Origin of the sequence: Streptomyces sp. S465 (assembly GCF_026898115.1) — a bacterium.
GTDB classification, from domain to species: Bacteria; Actinomycetota; Actinomycetes; order Streptomycetales; family Streptomycetaceae; genus Streptomyces; species Streptomyces luomodiensis.
The window spans coordinates 2,855,498-2,877,579 of sequence record NZ_CP114036.1 but is presented as its reverse complement, the minus strand read 5'-3'; the positions used below and the strand labels follow the sequence as shown (position 1 = coordinate 2,877,579).

The following is a 22,082-nucleotide window of genomic DNA, read 5'->3' as shown; positions in this document are numbered from 1 at the left end:
CCGCGGACGCGAGGAGAGGACGAGACAGCCATGGCCGCGGAACCCGTCATCGTCGAAGCCGTACGCACCCCCATCGGCAAGCGCGGAGGCGCGCTCGCCAACCTCCACCCCGCCTATCTGCTCGGCGAGACCTACCGCGAACTCCTCGCCCGCACCGGCATCCAGCCCGACTGCGTCGAACAGATCGTCGGCGGCACGGTCACCCACGCCGGGGAGCAGTCGATGAACCCCGCGCGGACCGCCTGGCTGGCCATGGGGCTGCCGTACGAAACCGCGGCGACGACGGTGGACTGTCAGTGCGGCTCCTCGCAGCAGGCCAATCATATGGTGGCCAACATGGTCGCCACCGGCGTCATCGACATCGGCATCGGCTGCGGGGTCGAGGCCATGTCGCGGGTGCCGCTGGGCAGCGGCTCCAAACACGGGCCGGGCAAACCGTTCCCGGAGGAGTGGAACGTGGACCTGCCCAATCAGTTCCAGGCGGCCGAGCGCATCGCCCGCCACCGCGGCCTGACCCGCGAGCACGTGGACGCGCTCGGACTGGCCTCCCAGGAGCGGGCGGCGCGGGCCTGGGCGGAGGAGCGGTTCAAGCGCGAGACCTTCGCGGTGCAGGTGCCCACGACCGACGAGGAACAGACGGCCGGACAGGGCATGTGGCGGGCCGTCGACCGGGACGAGGGGCTGCGCGACACCAGCATGGAGGCGCTGAGCGGGCTCAAGCCCATCATGCCCACCGCCGTGCACACGGCCGGCAACTCCTCCCAGATCTCCGACGGCGCGTGCGCGGTGCTCTGGTCCTCCAAGCGGATGGCCCGCGCCCTCAAACTCCGCCCCCGCGCCCGCATCGTGGCACAGGCCCTGGTCGGCGCCGATCCGCACTACCACCTGGACGGGCCGATCGACGCGACGAAGGCGGTCCTCGGCAAGGCCGGGATGACCCTGAAGGACATCGACCTGGTCGAGATCAACGAGGCGTTCGCCTCGGTGGTCCTGTCCTGGGCCCAGGTCTTCGAACAGGACCTGGAGAAGGTGAACGTGAACGGCGGCGCGATCGCGCTGGGACATCCGGTGGGCGCCACCGGGGCCCGCCTGATCACCACGGCGCTGCATGAACTGGAGCGCGCGGACAAGGAGTTCGCGCTGATCACCATGTGCGCGGGCGGCGGCCTGGCCACGGGCACGATCCTTCAGCGGCTGTAGTAATAGTCGAGCGCTGATTGACCGGAATCCCGGGGTTGGATTTCGGCGGTAACGATTCCTTGGCGGCGCCCCTTTGGGGCGCCGCCCTTTTCGTATGCCCGGATTGTCAATCCATGGTGACCGCCCTCGCCGTAACGGGGGTTGTGTCGTATATGAGTTCATGTAGTACGAGCGGATGAAAAGCATTTAAGGGCGGCTAATCTCTGGGATGTCATCAGAATGGCCGCTTGAGGTGGTTTTTCGATGAAGTACACCTTCCGTGGCCGGAGTCGAAGGGAAGCGACGACATGTCAGCTCACCGAATGCTCACCGGTACATTCCTGGGGCTGGGCGCCCTGGCCCTGGCCGCCACGGCGGTCGCCCCGGCGGCCAACGCCGCGCCCGTCCCCGTGACCAGCCTCAACTGCGACGGCAACACCTACACATGTACGGCCAACCTGAGCTTCGGCGATGGCAGGTGGGTCGCGGAGTGGAATGTGAACGTGTTCCACCAGAGCGCGGCAAGCGATCAGCGGGCCACCCGGTCGTCGGACGCACCGCTGAGCGCCGCCGCCCCGGTCCCGGTCACCACCCTCACCTGTGACGGAGACACCTACAAGTGCACCGCCGGGCTGCAGTTCGGGGACGGCAGGTGGGTGGCCCAGTCGAACGCCAATGTGTTCCACCAGGCCGTGGCCAATGCCGTGCCGGCCGCGGCGGCGAAGACGGTCAAGGCTCCGCGGGACGCCGCCGCCCCGGTGCCGGTGACCGCCCTGAACTGTGACGGCGACACCTACACGTGCACGGCCAACCTGAGCTTCGGTGACGGCAGGTGGGTCGCGCAGTGGGACGCGAGGATCTTCCACCAGAACTGACGCCCACCACCACGACCCAGGACGGGCGGGCCCGGCGCGGACATCGCGCCGGGCCCGCCCGGTCACCTGTCCTCGAACGCCACCGGCGCCTCGAACGCGGCCCGGCGCGTGGCACGCCGCAGCGCTCGCAGCACCGGTCCGCCGAGGGTGAGGGTGAGCACCATCGTGACCACGGCGCGCGGCAGGTCCCAGCCCAGCGAGGTGGCCAGGCAGTACGCCACGAAGCGGGCCAGGTTCTCGTCGAGCGGACCGCCGGGGACGTAGGAGATCCCCGAGGCCATGCCCTGCATCAGGGCCCAGCCCTGGAGGTTCATCGCCGTTCCGTAGGCCACGGACGCCACCGCCCCGTACCCGGCCAGCAGCAGCGACTCCGCCCGGCCGCGCAGCCGCGCGGCGCCGGGCAGCAGCCCCGCGCCCATCGCCACCCAGCCCATCGCCAGCATCTGGAACGGCATCCACGGCCCCACGCCGCCGGTGAGCAGCGCGGACGCGAACATCGACACGGCGCCGAGGACGAAGCCGAAACCCGGGCCCAGCACCCGCCCCGACAGCACCATCAGGAAGAACATCGGCTCGATCCCGGCCGTCCCCGCGCCCAGCGGCCGCAGCGCCGCCCCCGCCGCCGCCAGCACCCCGAGCATCGCGACGGCCTTGGCGTCCAGACCGGTGTCCGCGATCGTCGCCACCACCACGGCCAGCAGCAGCGGAAGCAGCGCGGCGAACAGCCAGGGGGCGTCGGCGGCATGGGTGGTGATCCCGGAGTCGCCCGGTGCGAACAGTGGCCAGCCGAAGGCGACGACGCCGATCGCGGAGACGAGGGCGAGCGCCGCGACCGAGCGCGGGCCCAGACGTACGGCTCGCAGGGGTGCGGCCGCCCGCGTGCGCGCACCCTGTTGCCGCGCACCCTGTTCCGGTGCGGCCTGTTTCGGTGCGTCCTGCTTCTGTGCGGCTCGCTTCCGTACGTCCTGTTCCCGTGCGCCCTGCTTCCGTGCGCCCTGCTTCCGTGCGTCCTGTTCCCGTACGGCCGTTGCCTCGTCGCCGTACCGCTTCTCGGGTTGGTGCGGCCCGCTGAGGGGTGTCCCGCTCACGGCGCCCCCTCCAGCGCCTCGCGCACCTGCCGCACCGTCAGCCACGGCAGCGGCGCCAGGACCTTGGCCACCTGCGGGGCGAAGGCGGGGGACGACACCACGACCTCCGCCGTGGGCCCGTCCGCGACCACCTCGCCCTCGGCCAGGATGACGACGCGGTGCGCGAGTTCGGCCGCCAGTTCCACGTCGTGGGTGGCCAGCACGATCGCGTGGCCGTCCGCCGCCAGCCCCCGTACCACCTCCACCAGGCGCGCCTTCGCCGCGTAGTCGAGGCCGCGCGTCGGCTCGTCGAGCAGCAGCAGCGGCGGACGCGCGGTGAGGATGACGGACAGGGCCAGCACCAGCCGCTGCCCCTCCGACAGATCGCGCGGATGGGCGGTGTCCGCCACCTCCGGCAGCAGCCGGTCCACCAGTTCACGGCAGGTGCCGGGGGCCGCGCCCGCGTCCTGGTCGGCCGCCGCGCATTCGGCGGCGACCGTGTCCGCGTAGAGCAGATCGCGCGGCTCCTGCGGTACCAGGCCCACCTGGCGCAGCAGTTCGGCGGGGCGGGTGCGGTGCGGTACGACCCGGCCAGGGCCGACTCGTACCGACCCCGAGGCCGGTTCACACAGTCCGACCAGGCTCGCCAGCAGCGTGGACTTGCCCGCCCCGTTGCGCCCCATCAACGCCACGGTCTCGCCCGGACGCACCGCCAGGTCCACCCCGCGCAGCGCCTCGACCCGGCCGTGCCGGACGGACAGCCGCGCCACCTCGCCCACCGGCTCGCCCGGCGGCGGATCGGCCACCGCCCGGGGGACGAGCGGTGCCAGCCGCTCCCGCAGCGGGCCCGCCCCGCGGCGCGCGTCCCGCACGGACAGCGGCACCGGCGACGGCCACCCCGCGAGGCCGCCCAGCGCCACCACGGGCGGCTGGACCGGCGACACCGGCAGCAGTTCGGCCGGTGGGCCGGTCAGCGGGGCGGCGCCGGGGGAGGGCAGCAGGATCATCTGGTCCGCGTACTGCGCCACCCGCTCCAGCCGGTGCTCGGCCATCAGCACGGTGGTGCCCAGGTCGTGCACCAGCCGCTGCAACACGGCCAGCACCTCCTCGGCCGCGGCCGGGTCGAGCGCGGAGGTCGGTTCGTCCAGGACCAGGACGCGGGGATGGGTGGTGAGCACCGAGCCGATCGCCACGCGCTGCCGCTGCCCGCCGGAGAGCGTGGCGATGGGGCGGTCCCGCAGCTCGGCCAGGCCCAGCAGGCCCAGCGTCTCCTCGACCCGGCGGCGCATGGTGTCGGGCGCGACGCCGAGGGACTCCATGCCGTAGGCCAGTTCGTCCTCGACGGTGTCGGTGACGAAGTGCGCAAGCGGATCCTGCCCCACGGTGCCGACGACATCGGCCAGTTCGCGGGGTTTGTGGGTACGGGTGTCCCGGCCCGCGACGGTGACCCGGCCCCGCAGGGTGCCACCGGTGAAATGCGGTACGAGACCGGAGACGGCGCCCAGGAGGGTCGACTTGCCGACCCCGGACGGGCCGACGAGCAGACACAGCTCGCCCTCGGGAACGGTCAGGTCCACCCCCGCCAGGGCGGGCCGCGCCGCACCGTCGTAGTGGACCGACACCTGCTCGAAACGGATCACTGCGTGGCCTCCTCCTCGGAGCCCGCCTCGGCTCGCTCGTTCTTCTGCTCGTCTTTTGGCCCGTGCTCTTGCCCGTCCTCGCGCTCGGTCCCGCCGGGCGGGGTTTCGGCGATGAGGCGGTGGCCGGGGGCCGGGTGTTCCGGGTGTTCCGGGCGCCATGGACCCTGGCCCCTGGCCGGTCCGGTGGGGGTGCCGTCCGCCGGAACCGGCTCGCGGGCCGGGGCCGGGGCCGAACCTGGGGCCGGAGGCGGCGCCGGGGCCGCGACCGCCGGGAGCAGCCCCAGCAGCACGCCCGCCGCCGGCCACAGCGGCAGCGTCGGGGCGGTGAGCGGGACGACGGACGGCTGGAGGGCCTGGGGGGCGTACGAGGCGGCAGCGATCATCAGCGCCGCGACCGCCGCCCCCGACCCCGCCACCAGCCACGCCCGCACGCCCCAGCGGTCCGGGCGGTAGCGGCTGCGCACCGTGCGGCGGCCGCCCAGCCACAGTCCGCCGAGCGCGGCGGCGAGCCCGGCCAGCAGCAGCGGCAGACCGTAGCCCGCGCCCTCGGCCGCGAGCAGGCCGTACGTACCGCAGCAGACGCCGAGCAGCCCGCCCAGGGTCAGCGCGGTGGTGGTACGGGCGACGGCGGGCGGGACCTGGGCGGTACGGCCGTAGCCGCGCGCGTCCATCGCCGCCGCCAGGGCCACCGACCGCTCCAGCGCGCCCTCCAGCACCGGCAGCCCGACCCGCAGCAGCGCCTTCACCCCGCGGTCGGGGCGGCCGCGCAGCCGGCGGGCGGAGCGCAACCGCTGGACGTCCGCCACCAGATGGGGGGCGAAGGTCATCGCCACCACGACCGCGACCCCGGCCTCGTACAGCGCGCCGGGCAGCGACTTGAGCAGCCGCGCCGGGCTGGCGAGCGCGTTCGCGGCGCCGACGCAGATCAGCAGGGCGGCCAGCCGCAGCCCGTCGTACAGCGCGAACACCAGCCCCTCGGCCGACACCCGGCCGCCGATCCGCACGCCCTGCGCCCAGTGGGGGAGCGGGACTTCGGGAAGGGTGAGGAGCACCCGCGTACCGGGGATCGGCGAGCCGAAGAAGACCGCGAAGAACAGCCGGATGGCCAGCACCACGAGACCGAGCTTGAGGAACGCGGTGTACGAGCGGGCCCACGGGGCGTCCGTACGGCGCACGGCCACCACATAGCCCGCGACCGCGATCAGCAGGCCGAGCAGCAGCGGATTGGTGGTCCGGGACGCGGCCGTGGCCAGCCCGAGCGCCCACAGCCACCAGGCCCCGGCGTGCAGCGCGCCGCCGCTGCGCGGGGCGCCGGGGCGGGCACCGGGACGGGCACCGGAGCGGCGTGGCGTGGCGGTTTCGTGGGCGGTGCGCGGTGGCGTGGCGGTCATCCGCGTGCCCCTCCGCGACCACGCGCTCGCCCGCAGCCCCATCCGCGCACTCACCCGCGCGCTCATCCGGGTCCTCATGCGCGACGGCGGCGCGCCTGCCACACCGCCGCGGCGCCGAGCAGGACGACGGCGGCCAGCCCGCCGATCAGCCCGGCGGAGGGGCCCGAGTCGCCGTCCGCCGTGTCGCCGTCGCCCTTCGGGACGGCGTGGGCGTCCACGGAGGTGCTCACCTTCTCACCGCAACCCGACTCCGGATATCCGGCGATGGCGCACAGCAGTGCGGCGGAGTCGTAGCGCAGCGGCTTCGCGACCGCCGCGAGCGCCTCCCCGGCGGTCGCGTCCTCGCCGACCCGGGCGCACTCCGTACGGGGCGCGGGCGGGGTCCGGTGGTCCGGCGCGTCGGCGGCCGTGCCGAAGTCGAGGACCACCGCGACCCGTTTGGTACCGCCCTTGGCCGGGGTGCTGGCGCAGACGGCGGCGAAGTCGGCCGTGCCGCGCGGCCGGGTGGCGTCGTCGGAGTCCTCGCTGACCGCGAACCGGAATCCGATCGTGTCGCCGTCGGCGGGCCGCGCCGACGAGGGCCCCTGGACGGCATAGGTCCAGCCGCCACGGTCCCCGCCCCGCTGCCAGAACGACCAGTAGCGATACCCGTCGGCGGCCTGCGCCGGGGCGGCGCCGAGCACCGCGCACAGGACGAGGACGGGCAGCAGCAACCGGGCCACGCGGGTGCGCTGGGCCGAGGCCGTGTATGCGCGGGAGGTCGGGGCCAGGTATGTGCGCGGGGTCAAAGCTGCTGCTTCTTTCGGCCGCTGAGCAGGAAGCCGATGCCCACACCGGCGATCGCGCAGACCCCTACGGTCCACCAGACGCCGCCGATCCCGCCGCTGTCGTCCTTCTTCTCCTCGCTCTTGCCGTCCCCGTCCGCGCCCGACTCCGCGCCCGCGGCCGTCGCTTCGGGCTTGGGCCCGGTGGCGTTCAGCTGCTGTACGAGGTCGGCGCCGCCGAAGTCGCGTGGGTCGGCTCCGGCCGCGTGGGCCGCGAGGATCAGTTTGGCGAGCGCGCCCGGATCGCCCTTGGCCCAGGCCGCCGTGCCGCTGTCCTTGCCCTGGAGCCACTGGAGGGGCTTGCCCGCGACCGCGCTGTGCTCCCCGGCGGCGAGCGCCACGATCGCGTCGGCGGTGCCGCTGAAGTCGGGCTGGTCCTCGGCGCCGGGCAGCGCGGACTTCAGGTGCGCGCCGGTGTCGGACATGACGCGGGACAGATGGGCCAGCGCGGCCTCGGCGGCCGCCTTCGGCGTACCCGCCTTGCCCTTTCCGTCCGTCTCTCCGTCCGTCTTTCCGTCCGATTTTCCGTTCGTGCAGCTCAGCGGCTCGGGGTCGGCGCCGTTGTCCTTGCCGACGGTCTCGAAGACGAAGCCCTTCCCCTGGGCGGCCAGTGCGGCGCTCGCGGTGGCCAGCTCGTTGGCGACCGGCTTGCCCTTGGCCGCCGTGTACGCGAACGCCCCGCGTTCCTCCGCCTTCGCCGAGCAGTCCAGTTGCAGGCCGAGCAGTGCGTCGTACGGGGTCTTGCCGTCCTCGCCCGAGCCCGAGGTCAGTTCCGCCGGGTCCTGACCGGTGGCGGCCAGGGCGCCGATCGCGGCCGAGGTGGAGTTGGCGTCGCTCGGGCCGCCCGGGTTCATGCCCCAGCCGCCGTCGTCGTTCTGGTGGCGCTTCAGCCAGCCGATGCCCTTCTCCACGACCTCGGCGCGCCCGCCCACCGCGGCCAGCGCCTGGACCGCCGCCGAGGTCGCGTCCGTGAACTCGCCCTTCTTCGGGTCGCACGCCTTCGAGGTGTCCGCGCGGTACGCCGCGAAACCGCCGTCGGCGCAACTCTGCCCGGCCAGCCAGTCAATGGCCGACTTCGCCGGGGTGACGCCCACCGCGTCCTGGGCGAGGAGCGCCAGCGACTGCCGCCACACCCCGTCGAACGTCGGGTCCTTGGCGCCGTACAGCCCCTCGGGACGCCCGGCCGACCCGTCGTCGGCGACGGCGGCAGGCGCGGCGGCCACGCCCAGGGCGGCGCACAGGGAAAGGGCCGCCACGCTGCGGCGTATGTTCATGGCTTGGTGCCTCTCGGTCGGTGGACGGGCGTACGCAGCCGCGCACGGCCGTCCATCCGTCCGCGGAACGCTCCGCGACACGGCTGGCACCCGGCTCAGCTCCGCATACCTCGACGGTGCCGCCGCCGGTCCTCCGGCGGCGGGAGCCTGCGTCGTCGCGCCCGCCCGGGTGTTCCGGCTCGTACGCCCCGCGGGGCGCGCTCACGGTTGCGGGTCAGCGCCGGAATCGCACCGGCTTCCCCCGATCGGACGCGTATGAAGTTTACGGACAGTTTATGCGGCGACTTGTCGACCGCCCTCGGCCACCCTCGCCGGCCCGCCGCTGCCGGTCGCCCCGGACGAGGGTGAGGCAGCGCGTCACGGTGCCGTCGTCCTCCTCGATGTCGCGGCTGTGCGCGAACCCGAGCCGGGTGAGCAGCGCCAGCGACGCGCCGTTGGCCGCCGTGACCGTGGCGTGCACCTCGTTCAGCCCGAGCGCGCCGAAGCCGTGGCCGACGACCGCCACGGCCGGCTCCGTTCCCAGGCCGCGCCCCCACGCCTCCGGCACCAGCGCGTAGACGATCTCGTGGCCGCCGACGGCCTCGGCCGGCTTGATCTCGGCGTGGCCGACGTACCGGCCGTCCTCGCGGACCGCCCGGACGTCGAACAGCCGCCGGGCGTAGACCTTGCTGAAGACCCGCCCGAACAGCGCCCGGTCCTCGGCTTCCGGGGCGGGCCTCCCGTCCCCCATCCAGCGGGACACCCGCCGGTCCTGGAACAGCGCCACGAAGGCGTCCTCGTCCTCGGGCCGGTACGGCTCGAGCAGCAGGCGCGCGGTGCGCAGCGTCGGTGTCATGCGCCGCGACGCTATGCGGTCGCCCACCGGCCCGGCAATCCGATACCGATAACGCCGTCTCAGCCCGCGCCGCGGGTTCCGGCATCCGGAACACGGAAGAAAGGCTTCTCGATAGCCTCGCCCCCATGACCCATACCTGGGAGCCCACGGGGGCGGGTGTGCTGCGGCTGCCGTCGGGCCGGCTCATCCGGGGGCGGGGGCTGCGCCATCCACTTCCGGAGGGGCTGCTGCCCACCTTCGCGCTCTATCTGCTGGGCCGCCGCCCACCGGCGGTGGAGTGGGAGCACCGCTGGGTGCGCTGGCCGGACTTCCGGCTGCCCTCGGACCGTTTCGCCGCCGCCGGCGCGCTGCGCGAGGCATGGGAGCGGGCCGGGACCGAGCGCGTCGAGGTGGCCTGCGGCGGCGGCCAGGGCCGCACCGGCACCGCGCTCGCCTGTCTCGCGGTGCTGGACGGGGTGCCCGGCCGGGAGGCGGTGGCGTACGTCCGCGAGCACTACTCACGGCGCGCGGTCGAGACGCCCTGGCAGCGGCGCTTCGTCACCCGCTTCGACCCCTCCCACCACGCCGAGGGGCCTGCTCAGCCGGGCTGACCTGGCCGACCGGACCGACCGGGAGCGGCCGGGACCGAACGGGCCGACCGGGACCGAACGGGCCGGCCGGCAGTCGTATCGGCCGCCTCTCGGCTATCCGCGGCGCCACCACTGGGCCAGGGACGTCCACCAGCGGCGCCGGGCCTCGTGCCCGGCGCCGGGTTCCGCTGCCGTGCCGGTGGCCGCCGTGCCGGGGCCTGCCGTGTCCGGTTCCGGCGCGGACGCGGTCTCACCGGGACCGTCCTGCGGCGGGTTCTCCCCGTCGGCGGGTGTGGCGGCCGCGGGCGCCGTGCCCAGCACGGCCCCGGCGCCGATCGCGCTCGCCGCGGCGGCCATCTCGGCCAGCGCCTCATCGGACTTGGCGGCGGTCCGCGGGAAGCGCACCGGCAGCGAGGCCAGGGCCCGGTGGAAGGGGCCGGGCCGCCACTCCAACTGCTCGACCGGCACGGCCAGTTCGAGGTCGGGAAGGCGGTCGAGGAGCTTCTCGATGGCGACGGAGGCGATGACCTGGGCCGGGTCCTTCGCGGGGCAGGTGTGCGGGCCCGCGCTCCACGCCAGATGGGCCCGGTTGCCGCGCCGGTTCGCCAGCAGGTACGGGTCATTGTTGGCGGCGGTCAGGCTGATGACGACGGGTTCGCCCTTGGGCAGCCGGTGTCCGTCGACCGTCACGTCACGGCGCGGGTAGTGGACGCAGAAGTTGGCCAGGGGCGGGTCCTTCCACAGCATCTCGTTGAGCGCGTCCTCGATCAGCATGGTGCCGCCCGTCAGAGCGCCCGCGAACCGTTCGTCGGACAGCAGCAGCAACAGCCCGTTGCAGATCAGGTTCTGCTGGGGCTGGGTACCCGCGCCGACGAGGACGACGATCTGGTGGACCAGCTCCTCGTCGGTGAGCTGAGCGGGATGGGCGATCAGCCAGGACGTCATGTCCGGTCCCGGCTCGGCCCGTTTGCGGGCGACGAGCTCGAAGAGTGTCTCCGCCAGCAGCGTATTGGCCTGCTCGGAGTCCTCCGTGATCTCGAAGAGCGCCGAGAGCGCCCTGACGAGCCGGTCGCTCAATTCCGGCGGACAGCCGAAGAGCTGGTTGAAGACCAGCAGGGGGAGCCGGGCGGCGTACTCCTTGAGCAGATCCGCCTCGCCCTTGGGGCCGAAGAGGTCGATGAGGAAGTCGGCGCTCCGCTCCACGTAGCGGCGCAGCGCGTGGATGTCCAGCCGATCGAGGGTGTCGGAGATCGCCGACCGCAGCCGGCCATGCGCCTCGCCGTCGCTGCACAGCGCGTTCGGCCGGTACATCATCATCGGCACCACGGGGTTGTCCAGGGGGATGGTGCCGTCGGAGAGGGCCTGCCAGTGGCGCGCGTCCTTGGAGTACGTCTCGGGGCTGCGCAGGATGTCCAGCGCGGTCCGGTAGCCGGTGACGAGCGAGACGGTGACGCCGGGTGCCAGCTCCACGGGGGCGATGGTCCCGTGTTCCCGCAGCCGCGCGTAGGTGGCGGCCGGGTCGGCGGCGAACTCGGGGCCGTGCAGCGACTCGAGCCGTCCCCCGGCCGGGGCCTGGCCGGAGTGCGCGGGGCAGCCCGGGGGCGGTGTCGGGCCGGCTGCCGGACCTGGAGTGGGGGCGGAATCGCGGGTGGGGCTCGTCACGCGTGCTCCTGCTGGTACGGGGTGTGTGGGCCAGGCCGGGTAAGGCTGGGGTCCTGCTTCCGGAGCTCCGCGACGCCGTGGAGATCCGGAAGAAGGACCCTAGTCCCCGGCCGGAAAGACCGGCACCCTCATGCGTCACTCATATCGCCTGGTACCGCACGGGATTGCTGCCCGGCACCGCTTCCGCCCTGCCCAGCTTCACCAGCCGGCGCACATGCGCCTCCGCCTCCGAGACCGCGATGGTGCGGGAGCCGTGCGGGATCTGGGCCCAGGGGCGGTTCCACTCCATGGCCTCGGCCAGCTGCCACGGCGTCAGCGGCGCGTCGACCAGCAGGGTACGCAGCCCCGCCAGCCGCTCCTCGTGGTGGCGCAGCAGGGCCCGCACCCGGCCCGGGGCGTCGGTGAAGGCGTACTGGTGGGCGGGGAGCACCTCGGCCGGGTCGAGGGCGGCGACGCGTTCGAGGGAGTCGAGGTAGTCGCCGAGGGGGTCGGTGACGGTGGCGTCGTCGGGGTCCTCGTACAGCCCGATGTGCGGGCTGATCTCGGGCAGCAGATGGTCGCCGGAGAAGAGCCGGCCGTGGCCGGGTGTGCCCTCGCCGGCCGCCGGGTGGGTCTCTTCGAGGTGCAGACAGACATGGCCGGGGGTGTGGCCGGGGGTCCAGATGGCGCGCAGCCGGCGGCCGGGCAGATCGAGGAGTTCACCGGGGACGATCTCGCGGTCGGGCTGGGCGGGGCGGCTGCGCGGGAGGGCGGCCGCGCGGCCCGAGGCGCGGGCCGCGCGCAGCGGGGCCAGGTGGCCCTCGGGGGCGCCGACGACGGCGAGCTTCTCGGCGAGGTAGTCGAGCCAGCTGGTGGGCTCGGCCTCGCGGGTGCGGCGGACGACCTCGGCGTCGGCGGCGTGCATGGCGATCCACGCACCGGACGCCTCCCGCACCTGGCCGGACAGCCCGTGGTGGTCGGGGTGGTGATGGGTGACGAGGACGCCGTGGACGTCGGAGACGGAGGCGCCGCACGCGGCGAGCCCGGCGGTGAGGGTGTCCCAGGCGGTGGGGTCGTCCCAGCCGGTGTCGATCAGGACCGGGCCGCGGTCGGTGTCGAGGAGGTGGACGAGGGTGTACCCGAGCGGGTTGTCGGGGATCGGGACCGGGATGCTCCACACCCCGCCGCCGTGCTCCGTCACCCGCGCTACCTGCGTCCTCTGACTCCCCCGCGCCATCGGCGCCCCTCTCCTCGACACAAGCATTGCCCACTATAACCGCAACTGGTATCAGTTCTGATGCTGCGTCAGATTCGGCGTCAGATCGGGGCGAGTGGCGGGAGGCTCGACGATGAGCGACCTCATCGAGCACGGACAGCTCTTCATCGGCGGCGCGTTGGCCGATCCGGCCGGTACGGACGTGATCGAGGTCGTCTCGCCGCACACCGAGGAGGTCATCGGCCGGGTGCCGCACGCCTCCCGGGCCGATGTGGACCGGGCGGTCGCGGTGGCGCGGACGGCGTTCGACGAGGGGCCCTGGGCCCGGACGAGCCTGGACGAGCGGATCGCGGTGGTCACCCGGATCAAGGACGCCATCGCCGTACGCCACGAGGAGATCGCCCGGGTCATCAGCGCGCAGAACGGCTCCCCGTACTCCTGGAGCGTCCTGGCCCAGGCGCTGGGCGCGATGATGGTGTGGGATGCGGCCATCACCGTGGCCCGCGACTTCGTCTACGAGGAGCGGCGGGCCGGGGTGCTCGGCCCGCTGCTGGTGCGGCGGGAGCCGGTCGGGGTGGTCGCGGCCGTGGTGCCGTGGAACGTGCCGCAGTTCGTGGCCGCCGCGAAGCTGGCGCCCGCGCTGCTCGCGGGGTGCTCGGTGATCCTCAAACCGTCGCCCGAGACGCCGCTGGACTCCTACCTCCTTGCGGAGATCGTGGCCGAGGCGGGGCTGCCCGAGGGGGTGCTGTCGATCCTTCCGGCCGACCGCGAGGTCAGCGAGTATCTGGTGGGCCACCCGGGCGTGGACAAGGTGTCGTTCACCGGCTCGGTCGCGGCCGGCAAACGAGTGATGGAGGTCGCCTCGCGCCAACTGACCCGGGTCACGCTGGAACTGGGCGGCAAATCGGCCGCGGTGATCCTTCCGGACGCGGACCTGGAGACGGCCGTCGCCGGGATCGTGCCCAACGCCTGGATGAACAACGGACAGGCATGCGTGGCCCAGACCCGTATCCTCGCGCCGCGCGCCCACTACGACGAGATCGCCGCGCGTCTGGTGGCCGCCGCCTCCGCCCTGGTCGTCGGCGACCCCCTGGACCCGGCCACCCAGGTCGGGCCGCTGGTGGCACGGCGGCAGCAGAAGCGGTCGCTGGACTACATCGCGCTGGGGCAGCGCGAGGGCGCCAAGGTGCTGACCGGCGGCGGCCGCCCAAGGGCCCCGGAGACCGGCTGGTACGTGGAGCCCACGCTCTTCGGCGACGTCGGCAACGGCATGCGGATCGCCCGTGAGGAGATCTTCGGCCCGGTCATCTGTCTGCTGCCGTACGGCGACGAGGAGGAGGCGGCCCGGATCGCCAATGACTCCGACTACGGTCTGTCGGGCTCCGTATGGACGGCGGACGTCGGGCACGGCATCGACTTCGCGCGGCGCGTCCGCACCGGCACCTACTCCGTCAACACCTTCAGCCTCGACATGCTCGGGCCGTTCGGCGGCTACAAGAACTCCGGTCTGGGCAGGGAGTTCGGCCCGGAGGGGTTCTCCGCCTATCTGGAGCACAAGATGATCCACCTGCCCCAGGGCTGGGACGGGGAGCCGGGCTGATGGGGGACCGCTGGCGGATCGAGGTGGACCGCGGCGTGTGCATCGGCTCGGGGATGTGCGCCGCCACCGCCCCCGGCGCCTTCCGGCTCGACGGGGCGCGGCAGGCGCATCCCACCGAGCCGGAGGCCGACGCCTCCGAGCCGGTGCTGACGGCGGCCGAGGGCTGTCCGGTCGAGGCAATCGCCATCCGGCTGGCGGACACGGGTGAGCAAGTCTTTCCCCCCGACGAATAGCGCCACGAGGGGTGCGCCGGTGGGTGTTGCGACGGGTGCGCCGGCGGGCGCCCCGGCCGACGCCACGACGGGCGCTGCGACGGGCGCGCAGGCGGGCGCCACGACGGGTGCCCCGGCCGGGCTGCGACCGGCGCTGCGAAGAGCCCACCTCGGGCGTCCCGATCGCCACCCTGGCCGGTGTTCCGATGGGCGTTGCGAAGGTCGCCGTCTGGTGTTCCGGCCGGGCTGCGACTGGCGTCGCGATCGGCGTCGCGATCGGCTGTGTGAAGATGCCACCCTGGCGGGTTGTCCTGGCCGGTGTTCCGGTCGGGCTGCGACCCGGCGTTGCGAGGAGCGCCGCCCCGACGGGCGTCCTGACCGCCACCCTGCCGGTGTTCCGATGGGCGTTGCGAAGGTCGCCATCCGGTGTCCCGGCCGGGCTGCGACTGGCGTCGCGATCGGCGCTGCGATCGGCTGTGTGAAGATGCCACCCCGGCGGGGTGTCCTGGCCGGTGTCCCGGTCGGGCTGCGATCGGCGTTGCGAGGAGCGCCACCCCGACGGGCGCCCTGACCGGCATCCCGATCGGCGCCCTGACTGGCGCTGCGATCGGCGTTGCGAAGAGCCCACCTCGACGGGCGTCCCGATGGCCACCCCGACCGGCATCGCGAAGACGCCGCCTCGACGGGCACCCTGGCCGGCGTCCCGACCGCCACCGCGACGGGCGCTCCGACAGCCACCCCGAGCAGCGCCCCGACCGCCACCCCGACCGGCGCCCCGAGAGCCACCCTGAGCAGCGCCCCGACCGCCACCGCGACCGGCGCTCCGACAGCCACCCCGACCGGCGCCATGACCACCACCCCGACCGGCGTCCTCGGGTCGTCGCCGGTCCCGGTCAGACCCACCCCGCGACCTGGGATATGCGTATGGCGTCCACGCGGTTGCGCGCACCGGTCTTACGGGTGATCGCGGCCAGGTAGTTGCGTATCGTCCCGGTGGACAGGTGGAGCGTGCGGGCGATTTCCGGGATGGAGGCGCCGTCGGCGGCCAGGGACAGCACGCCCAGCTCGCGTTCGGTCAGCGGGATCTCGGCCGCCTGGAGGAAGCCGTAGCCCAGGGCCTCGTCGACATAGCGCTCCTTCCTCGCCACCTGCCGGATCGCCTCGATCAGCCGCTGTGGCGGGGCGTCCTTGTCGACGTAGCCGAGCGCGCGGGCCTCATGGGCGCGGCGCAGCGGACCCGGTCGCTCCGCGTTGACCAGCACCAGCAGTCCGCACTCACCGCCCTCCCCGGAGACGGAGGCCACGATCTTCCCCAACTCGCCTTTTCGGTCCGCCCGGTCGGAGGCCGGGCAGTCCGCGTCCACCACGCACACATGCGGTTGTAAGGAACGGGCTCTGCTACGCGCGTCGCGCCAGGAGCACGCGGCCGCCTCGATGTCCGGTTCGGTCCCTAGTAAAGAGGCCAGGGCCGACCGTAATAGACCTGAATCGTGTACCAGAAGTAACCGGATCACGAATTTCTCCACCCCCCACGATGCTGTTCTCTTGTTGCGCGCCGTTGTGGCTCTGTCGCGCGCCGTTCATGAATACCGGGATTGGGCAGGGCGTGAACGCGGAATTTGAGCCAAGAGGGGGCGCAAGGGCGCACAAACCACACCCGGAGGCTTTAAGGGGCGCAGAGTTTGGCCCGTGCGCCCCTATGTGCACATCGTGTGTGGTGGGTGCGCGAGTTATGTGTGATCGGTGCGTGGTCGGTGTGTGACGGGTGTGCGATGGGTGTGCGATCGGTGGGTGTTCCGTGCGTGCCGGTGCGCGATCCGCCCGGCTAGCGGGCCGGAGCGGGAGCCGTGAGGTCGATCAGATGGCAGACGGTCTCAATATCGATCTTGACCTGGGCGATCGAGGCGCGCCCCGAGAGCCAGGTGATCAGTGCCGAATGCCAGGTGTGCTCGATGACCCGGACCGCGGAGAGCTGCTCGGCCGTCGGGGCGTCCGGCAGGCCCATGGCGTCGAGGATGATCGCGGTGGTGAGCCGGGAGACCGTGTCCACCTCCGGGCTGACCGACCGGTCGGCGAAGGTCAGGGCGCGCACCATCGCGTCGGCCAGATGGGGTTCGCGCTGGAGGGCGCGGAAGGCGCGCATCAGGGTCTGGGCGACCCGGGCGGCCGGCTCGTCCTCGGTCGGCGGCCGCTTGCGCAGCGTCTCGTGCATGTGCTGCAACTGGTCCTGCATCGTCGCGACCAGCAGATGCACTTTGGAGGGGAAGTAGCGGTAGAGGGTGCCGAGCGCCACGCCGGAGTTCTCGGCGACCTCGCGCATCTGGACCGCGTCGAAGCCGCCCCGGCTGGCCAGCCGGGCGCTGGCGTGCAGGATGCGTCGGCGGCGCGCCTCCTGCCGCTCGGTCAGCTGAAGGGTGGCCGGCTTGACTTCTGCGGTCATATGTCCCACTTCGGAGGTATTGCGTCTGCGGGTCGGCGGCAAGCGGACATCGTGCATGGCGGCAGGACCGGAACCGGGCCTGTGAGCCACTGGAACTCGTTCTAGGCTAGCGCGGGACCTGCCCGAAGCACCCGTGTCCGCGCAGTTGGGGCAGGTTGCTGCCGTGCGGTGTGCGCGGTGCGCGCGGTGTGCGCGGCCGGGCCGGTGGGCGGTCGGCCCGGTGGACTCGTCCGTCGTCAACGTCGCCCCGGCGCACCGGCTACCGAGTGGTAGGGATCACCTGCCCCGGTCCTGGAGAGACCGTCCGGGGCGGGTATCTTCGAGACTCCTCAGGCGATGCGCTAGTGAAACTTGTTCTAGCTGAACGGAAGCGGATACGCTCCCGCTGAACTGCACCAAGGAGGGGGCGCGAGTGACCGCAGAGGCCGCGCAGGAGACCGGGGCCGACCCGCTGCGAGCAGTGCCCCCCACCGCCCCCGACGAACGTCCGCTGCGCATCGCGCTGCTCAGCTACAAGGGGAATCCATTCTGCGGGGGCCAGGGCGTCTATGTGCGCCATCTCTCCCGGGAGCTCGCCCGGCTCGGCCACACCGTCGAGGTCATCGGCGCCCAGCCGTATCCGGTGCTCGACGCCGAACACGGCGTCACCCTCACCGAGCTGCCCAGCCTCGACCTCTACCGCCAGCCCGATCCGTTCCGCACCCCCCGGCGCGAGGAGTACCGGGACTGGATCGACGCCCTGGAGGTCTCCACCATGTGGACCGGCGGCTTCCCCGAGCCGCTCACCTTCAGCCTGCGCGCCCGCCGCCATCTCGCCGCGCGCCCCGGCCAGTTCGACGTCGTCCACGACAACCAGACCCTGGGATACGGGCTGCTGGGCCTGGAGCGGATCGGCTTCCCGCTGGTGACCACCATCCACCACCCGATCACCGTCGACCGGCAGCTGGAGCTGGACGCCGCCGATGGCTTCAAGCGGCGCCTGTCGGTGCGCCGCTGGTACGGCTTCACCCGGATGCAGAAGAGGGTGGCCCGGCGGCTGCCCTCGGTGCTCACCGTCTCCGGCTCCTCCCGACGGGAGATCGTCGAGGACCTCGGGGTGCGGCCGGACCGGATCCATGTGGTGCACATCGGCGCGGACACCGCACTGTTCTCGCCCGACCCCGCCGTCCCGGTGATCCCCGGACGCATCGTCACCACCTCCAGCGCGGATGTGCCGCTCAAGGGCCTGGTGTATCTGATCGAGGCGCTCGCGAAGGTCCGCGCCGGCACCCCCGAGGCCCATCTGGTGGTCGTCGGCAAGCGGCCACAGGAGGGGCCGGTGGCCGCCGCCATGGCCCGCCACGGGCTCGAGGGCGCCGTCGAGTTCGTCAAGGGCATCAGCGACGCCGAACTGGTGGACCTGGTGCGCGGCGCCCAGATCGCCTGTGTGCCCTCGCTGTACGAGGGGTTCTCGCTGCCCGCCGCCGAGGCCATGGCCACCGGCACCCCCCTGGTCGCCACCACCGGCGGTGCGATACCCGAGGTCGCCGGGGCGGACGGCGAGACCTGCCTGGCCGTGCCGCCCGGCGACGCCGACGCGCTCGCAACGGCCCTGACCCGGCTGCTCGGTGACGCCGACCTCAGACGCCGGCTGGGCGCGGCCGGCCGTGAGCGGGTGCTGCGGCGCTTCACCTGGGAACAGGCCGCCCGCGGCACCGTCGAGCGGTACCGCGAGGCCATCGGCGCGTCCGCACGGGCCGCCCGCCGCTGACCCGTGCCGTGGACCCGCGCCCCGGCCCCCGCCGCCCGCGCCCCGGCCCCTGCCCCCTACTCCGCCTACCCCCGCCCCACGATCCCGCCGGACGAAAGCAGACCCCCGTGCTGACCGTCGATTTCTCCCGCTTCCCCCTCGCCGCCGGCGATCGCGTCCTCGACCTCGGCTGTGGTGCCGGCCGGCACGCCTTCGAGTGCTACCGGCGCGGCGCCCAGGTCGTCGCGCTCGACCGCAACGGCGACGAGATACGCGAGGTCGCCAAGTGGTTCGCCGCCATGAAGGAGGCCGGGGAGGCCCCGGCGGGCGCCACGGCCACCGCCATGGAGGGCGACGCCCTCGCCCTGCCCTTCCCCGACGACAGCTTCGACGTGGTCATCATCTCCGAGGTGATGGAGCACATACCGGACGACAAGGGCGTGCTCGCCGAGATGGTGCGGGTGCTCAGGCCCGGCGGCCGGATCGCCGTCACCGTGCCGCGCTACGGCCCCGAGAAGGTCTGCTGGGCGCTGTCGGACGCGTACCACGAGGTCGAGGGCGGCCACATCCGCATCTACCGCGCCGATGAGCTGCTGGAGAAGATGCGCGAGGCCGGACTGCGGCCGTACGGCACCCACCACGCACACGCGCTGCACAGCCCCTACTGGTGGCTCAAGTGCGCTTTCGGAGTGGACAAGGACGGTGACGAGGCGCCGCTGCCGGTGCGCGCCTACCACAAGCTGCTGGTGTGGGACATCATGAAGAAGCCGCTGGCCACGCGGGTCGCCGAACGCGCGCTGAACCCGGTCATCGGCAAGAGCTTCGTGGCCTACGCCACCAAGCCCCACGCCCCGCGCGAGGGCCAGGCGTGACGGCGCTCGGACCGCGCCCCGGCCCCCGTACCGAACGGCTCGCACTGCCCGGGGTGCTCGACCCCGAGCAGGTGGTGCGCACGGTCGAGGGCATCGCCGCAGTCCAGCGCGCGGACGGCGCCATCCCGTGGTTCCGCGGCCACCACCTCGACCCCTGGGACCACACCGAGGCCGCGATGGCGCTGGACGCGGCGGGCGAGCACGAGCGCGCCGCGGCCGCCTACCGCTGGCTGGCCGAGCACCAGAACCCCGACGGCTCCTGGTACGCCGCCTACCCCGACACCCCCGACGGCGTGGCCGCCACCGACCCCACCGACCGCGGCCGGGAGTCCAACTTCTGCGCCTACGTCGCGGTCGGCGCCTGGCACCACTACCTGTCCACCGGCGACGACGCCTTCCTCGACACCATCTGGCCCACCGTCTTCGCGGCCGTCGAGTTCGTCCTCGCGCTCCAGCAGAGCGGCGGCCAGATCGGCTGGCGGCGCCGCGCCGACGGCTCCGTCGACACCGATGCCCTGCTGACCGGCTCCTCCTCCGTCTACCAGGCGCTGCGCTGCGCCCTGGCCATCGCCGAGCACCGCGAGGAGCCCCAGCCCGACTGGGAGCTGTCGGCGGGACTGCTCGGCCACGCCATACGCCACCACCCCGAACGGTTCCTCGACAAGCACCGCTACTCGATGGACTGGTACTACCCGGTCCTCGGCGGCGCCCTCACCGGCGCCGCCGCCAAGGAGCGCATCGAGGCCGGCTGGGACCGCTTCGTGGTCCCGGGGCTCGGGGTGCGCTGTGTCTCCCCCAACCCCTGGGTCACCGGCGGCGAGAGCTGCGAACTGGCGCTCGCACTCTGGGCGATGGGGGAGTCCGACCGCGCGGTGGAGATCCTCAGGTGGATCCAGCCGCGGCTGCGGGCCGAGGACGGGATGTACTGGACGGGCTACGTCTTCGAGGACGACGCGGTCTGGCCGGAGGAGCGGACCACCTGGACGGCCGGGTCGCTGCTGCTCGCCGTGGCGGCGCTGGGCGGCGACGAGGCGACCACGGCCGTCTTCGGCGGCGAGGGCCTGCCGCGCGGGCTGGACTCGGACTGCTGCGCGTAGCGTCGCGGCCGTGTGCTTGGCGTCGTGACCGTGTGCTTGGGGTCAGGGCCGTGTGTTTGGTGCCGCGACCGTGTGCTTGAGGTCAGGGCGGTGTGCTTGGTGCCGCGATCGTGCGCTTGGCATCGGGACCGTGCGCTTGGTGCCGCGACCGGACGCCCGGGGTGCGGTTGGGTCCGCTACGGCGAGAGGCCGCCGCTACGGCATGTCCGCTGCCCGCTGCCCACTCCCACCCCGCAGTCACCGCCATCGGGGCTAACCGCGGCGGAGCCGCCCGGCGATGGCGTGGCCGACGAAGAGGTACACCACGGCCGGCAGGCCGTAGTTGAGGACGGTGCGGAGCCAGTCCGTGTCCATCGTGAACAGGTCATGGGACCAGCCCGCGAGCCAGCTCGCCGCGTCGTGGACCACCGTCACGAGGTCGTTGGCGCGGTTGGCGTCGAGAAGGGCGAACAGGATCCAGAGGCCGAGGATGACGGCCATGACGTCCGCGACGACCGCCACGACGGTCGCCGCCTGATTGCTTCCGTGGCGATAACTTCGTGACATGCCTCACGTGTTGCCGCCCGAAGCGGAGCCAAACCCGGCGCGGCCGCACACCCGTACGAGGCGTTCAGCCCGTCAGCTCCGCCAGTACCCGCAGGGTTTCCGGGTCCGGGGCGAGTACGAGCAGATCCGTGATCGGGCCCCGCCGCCACAGCTCCAGCCGCTCCGCGATCCGCTCACGCGGCCCGACCAGCGAGATCTCATCGGCGAAGGCGTCCGGCACCGCGTCGATCGCCTCGGCGCGCCGACCCGCCAGGAACAGCTCCTGCACCCGGCGCGCCTCGGCCTCGTAGCCGAAGCGGCCCATCAGATCGGCGTGGAAGTTACGGGCCGCGTGGCCCATACCGCCGATGTAGAAGCCGAGCATCGCCTTCACCGGCTTCAGCCCCTCGGCGACATCGGCGCACACCCGGGCCTGCGCCATCGGCGCCACCATGAAGCCGTCCCGGGCGTCGGCCAGCGCGGCCCGGTACAGCTCCGTACGCGACGGCGACCAGTACAGCGGCAGCCAGCCGTCGGCGATGCGCACGGTCTGCGCGATGTTCTTGGGCCCCTCCGCCCCCAGCAGCACCGGGAGGTCGGCGCGCAGCGGATGGACGATGGACTTGAGGGGTTTGCCGAGCCCGGTGGCGTCCGGGCCGGTGTACGGATGCGCGTGGTAGCGCCCGTCGAGCCGCACCGGCGCCGCCCGGCCCAGCACCTGCCGGATCACCTCGACATACTCACGGGTCGCGGTCAGCGGGCTCTTCGGGAACGGGCGCCCGTACCAGCCCTCGACCACCTGCGGACCGGACAGCCCCAGGCCCAGCATCATCCGGCCGCCGGAGAGATGGTCCAGGGTGAGCGCCTGCATCGCGGTGGCGGTGGGGGTACGGGCGGCCATCTGCGCGACCGCGGTGCCGAGCCGGATCCGGCTGGTGTGCGCGGCGAGCCAGGTGAGCGGGGTGAAGGCGTCCGAGCCCCAGGACTCGGCGGTCCACACCGAGTGGTAGCCCAGCCGCTCCGCCTCCCGGGCGAGTTCGAGGTGCTGGGGGTCGGGGCCACGGCCCCAGTAGCCGAGCGCCAGACCGAGCCGCAT

At 73.2% G+C, this 22,082-nt stretch carries 20 protein-coding genes and 1 riboswitch; of the genes, 8 read left to right on the top strand and 12 right to left on the bottom strand.

Annotated elements, in window-relative coordinates; genetic code table 11:
- Nucleotides 1-30 precede the first annotated feature (30 nt).
- Together N6H00_RS12415 and N6H00_RS12410 are read left to right on the top strand one after the other, a co-directional pair.
- Nucleotides 31-1,200 (top strand): steroid 3-ketoacyl-CoA thiolase, encoded by a 1,170-nt coding sequence (locus N6H00_RS12415; RefSeq protein ID WP_268971712.1) that lies wholly within the window; start codon nt 31-33, stop codon nt 1,198-1,200.
- 287 nt (nt 1,201-1,487) lie between these two features.
- Entirely contained in the window at nt 1,488-2,054 is a 567-nt protein-coding gene (locus tag N6H00_RS12410; RefSeq protein ID WP_268971711.1) for a hypothetical protein, read from the top strand.
- Between the two features lie 62 nt (nt 2,055-2,116).
- Here the strand turns inward: N6H00_RS12410 and N6H00_RS12405 are convergent, their stop codons facing one another.
- The 6 genes from N6H00_RS12405 to N6H00_RS12380 all read right to left on the bottom strand — a co-directional run bounded on the left by N6H00_RS12405 (nt 2,117) and on the right by N6H00_RS12380 (nt 9,085).
- On the bottom strand, nt 2,117-2,917 hold the full coding sequence (locus N6H00_RS12405) for an ECF transporter S component (protein ID WP_268976940.1): 801 nt from the start codon (nt 2,915-2,917) through the stop codon (nt 2,117-2,119).
- Between the two features lie 221 nt (nt 2,918-3,138).
- Nucleotides 3,139-4,761 carry an ABC transporter ATP-binding protein gene (locus N6H00_RS12400; protein ID WP_268971710.1) on the bottom strand — a complete coding sequence of 541 codons (1,623 nt, stop codon included), beginning with the start codon at nt 4,759-4,761 and terminating at the stop codon, nt 3,139-3,141.
- Entirely contained in the window at nt 4,758-6,152 is a 1,395-nt protein-coding gene (locus tag N6H00_RS12395) for an energy-coupling factor transporter transmembrane component T (protein ID WP_268971709.1), read from the bottom strand. The genes N6H00_RS12400 and N6H00_RS12395 overlap by 4 nt, the downstream gene beginning before the upstream one ends.
- 74 nt (nt 6,153-6,226) lie before the next feature.
- Nucleotides 6,227-6,922 (bottom strand): SCO2322 family protein, encoded by a 696-nt coding sequence (locus tag N6H00_RS12390; RefSeq protein ID WP_443073208.1) that lies wholly within the window; start codon nt 6,920-6,922, stop codon nt 6,227-6,229.
- Nucleotides 6,923-6,936: 14 nt separating this feature from the next.
- Complete coding sequence (locus tag N6H00_RS12385; protein WP_268971708.1) at nt 6,937-8,250, bottom strand: prenyltransferase/squalene oxidase repeat-containing protein; 1,314 nt, start codon at nt 8,248-8,250, stop codon at nt 6,937-6,939.
- A gap of 167 nt (nt 8,251-8,417) precedes the next feature.
- Nucleotides 8,418-8,492, bottom strand: a riboswitch (cobalamin riboswitch).
- A gap of 20 nt (nt 8,493-8,512) precedes the next feature.
- A complete protein-coding gene (locus tag N6H00_RS12380; RefSeq protein ID WP_268971707.1) occupies nt 8,513-9,085 on the bottom strand; it encodes a GNAT family N-acetyltransferase in 573 nt (190 codons plus the stop codon).
- 125 nt (nt 9,086-9,210) lie between these two features.
- On the opposite strand from N6H00_RS12380, the gene N6H00_RS12375 reads away from it, so the two are divergent.
- Nucleotides 9,211-9,675: a protein-tyrosine phosphatase family protein gene (locus tag N6H00_RS12375; RefSeq protein ID WP_268971706.1), complete on the top strand. Its 465-nt coding sequence runs from the start codon at nt 9,211-9,213 to the stop codon at nt 9,673-9,675.
- A gap of 93 nt (nt 9,676-9,768) precedes the next feature.
- On the opposite strand, the gene N6H00_RS12370 is transcribed toward N6H00_RS12375, so the two are convergent.
- Together N6H00_RS12370 and N6H00_RS12365 are read right to left on the bottom strand one after the other, a co-directional pair.
- Nucleotides 9,769-11,316, bottom strand: a complete 1,548-nt coding sequence (locus N6H00_RS12370) for a cytochrome P450 (RefSeq protein WP_268971705.1) — start codon at nt 11,314-11,316, stop codon at nt 9,769-9,771.
- A 139-nt stretch (nt 11,317-11,455) separates the two neighbouring features.
- On the bottom strand, nt 11,456-12,532 hold the full coding sequence (locus N6H00_RS12365) for an MBL fold metallo-hydrolase (protein ID WP_268971704.1): 1,077 nt from the start codon (nt 12,530-12,532) through the stop codon (nt 11,456-11,458).
- Nucleotides 12,533-12,644: 112 nt separating this feature from the next.
- On the opposite strand from N6H00_RS12365, the gene N6H00_RS12360 reads away from it, so the two are divergent.
- Both N6H00_RS12360 and N6H00_RS12355 read left to right on the top strand, forming a co-directional pair.
- A complete protein-coding gene (locus tag N6H00_RS12360; RefSeq protein WP_268971703.1) occupies nt 12,645-14,111 on the top strand; it encodes an aldehyde dehydrogenase in 1,467 nt (488 codons plus the stop codon).
- A complete protein-coding gene (locus N6H00_RS12355; protein ID WP_268971702.1) occupies nt 14,111-14,344 on the top strand; it encodes a ferredoxin in 234 nt (77 codons plus the stop codon). Before N6H00_RS12360 ends, N6H00_RS12355 begins: the two co-directional genes overlap by 1 nt.
- An 872-nt stretch (nt 14,345-15,216) precedes the next feature.
- On the opposite strand, the gene N6H00_RS12350 is transcribed toward N6H00_RS12355, so the two are convergent.
- Both N6H00_RS12350 and N6H00_RS12345 read right to left on the bottom strand, forming a co-directional pair.
- Nucleotides 15,217-15,837, bottom strand: coding sequence for a response regulator transcription factor (locus tag N6H00_RS12350; protein WP_268976938.1), 621 nt, complete (start codon nt 15,835-15,837; stop codon nt 15,217-15,219).
- Between the two features lie 311 nt (nt 15,838-16,148).
- Entirely contained in the window at nt 16,149-16,763 is a 615-nt protein-coding gene (locus tag N6H00_RS12345) for a TetR family transcriptional regulator (RefSeq protein WP_268971701.1), read from the bottom strand.
- A 412-nt stretch (nt 16,764-17,175) separates the two neighbouring features.
- On the opposite strand from N6H00_RS12345, the gene N6H00_RS12340 reads away from it, so the two are divergent.
- The 3 genes from N6H00_RS12340 to N6H00_RS12330 all read left to right on the top strand — a co-directional run bounded on the left by N6H00_RS12340 (nt 17,176) and on the right by N6H00_RS12330 (nt 20,461).
- Nucleotides 17,176-18,513, top strand: a complete 1,338-nt coding sequence (locus N6H00_RS12340; RefSeq protein ID WP_268971700.1) for a glycosyltransferase family 4 protein — start codon at nt 17,176-17,178, stop codon at nt 18,511-18,513.
- Nucleotides 18,514-18,620: 107 nt separating this feature from the next.
- On the top strand, nt 18,621-19,364 hold the full coding sequence (locus N6H00_RS12335) for a class I SAM-dependent methyltransferase (protein WP_268971699.1): 744 nt from the start codon (nt 18,621-18,623) through the stop codon (nt 19,362-19,364).
- A complete protein-coding gene (locus N6H00_RS12330) occupies nt 19,361-20,461 on the top strand; it encodes a prenyltransferase (protein ID WP_268971698.1) in 1,101 nt (366 codons plus the stop codon). Before N6H00_RS12335 ends, N6H00_RS12330 begins: the two co-directional genes overlap by 4 nt.
- A gap of 252 nt (nt 20,462-20,713) precedes the next feature.
- Here the strand turns inward: N6H00_RS12330 and N6H00_RS12325 are convergent, their stop codons facing one another.
- A complete protein-coding gene (locus N6H00_RS12325; protein WP_268971697.1) occupies nt 20,714-21,007 on the bottom strand; it encodes a hypothetical protein in 294 nt (97 codons plus the stop codon).
- 64 nt (nt 21,008-21,071) lie between these two features.
- The gene (locus N6H00_RS12320) at nt 21,072-22,082 is read right to left on the bottom strand and encodes an LLM class F420-dependent oxidoreductase (protein WP_268971695.1); all 1,011 of its coding nucleotides are present in this window, start codon (nt 22,080-22,082) and stop codon (nt 21,072-21,074) included.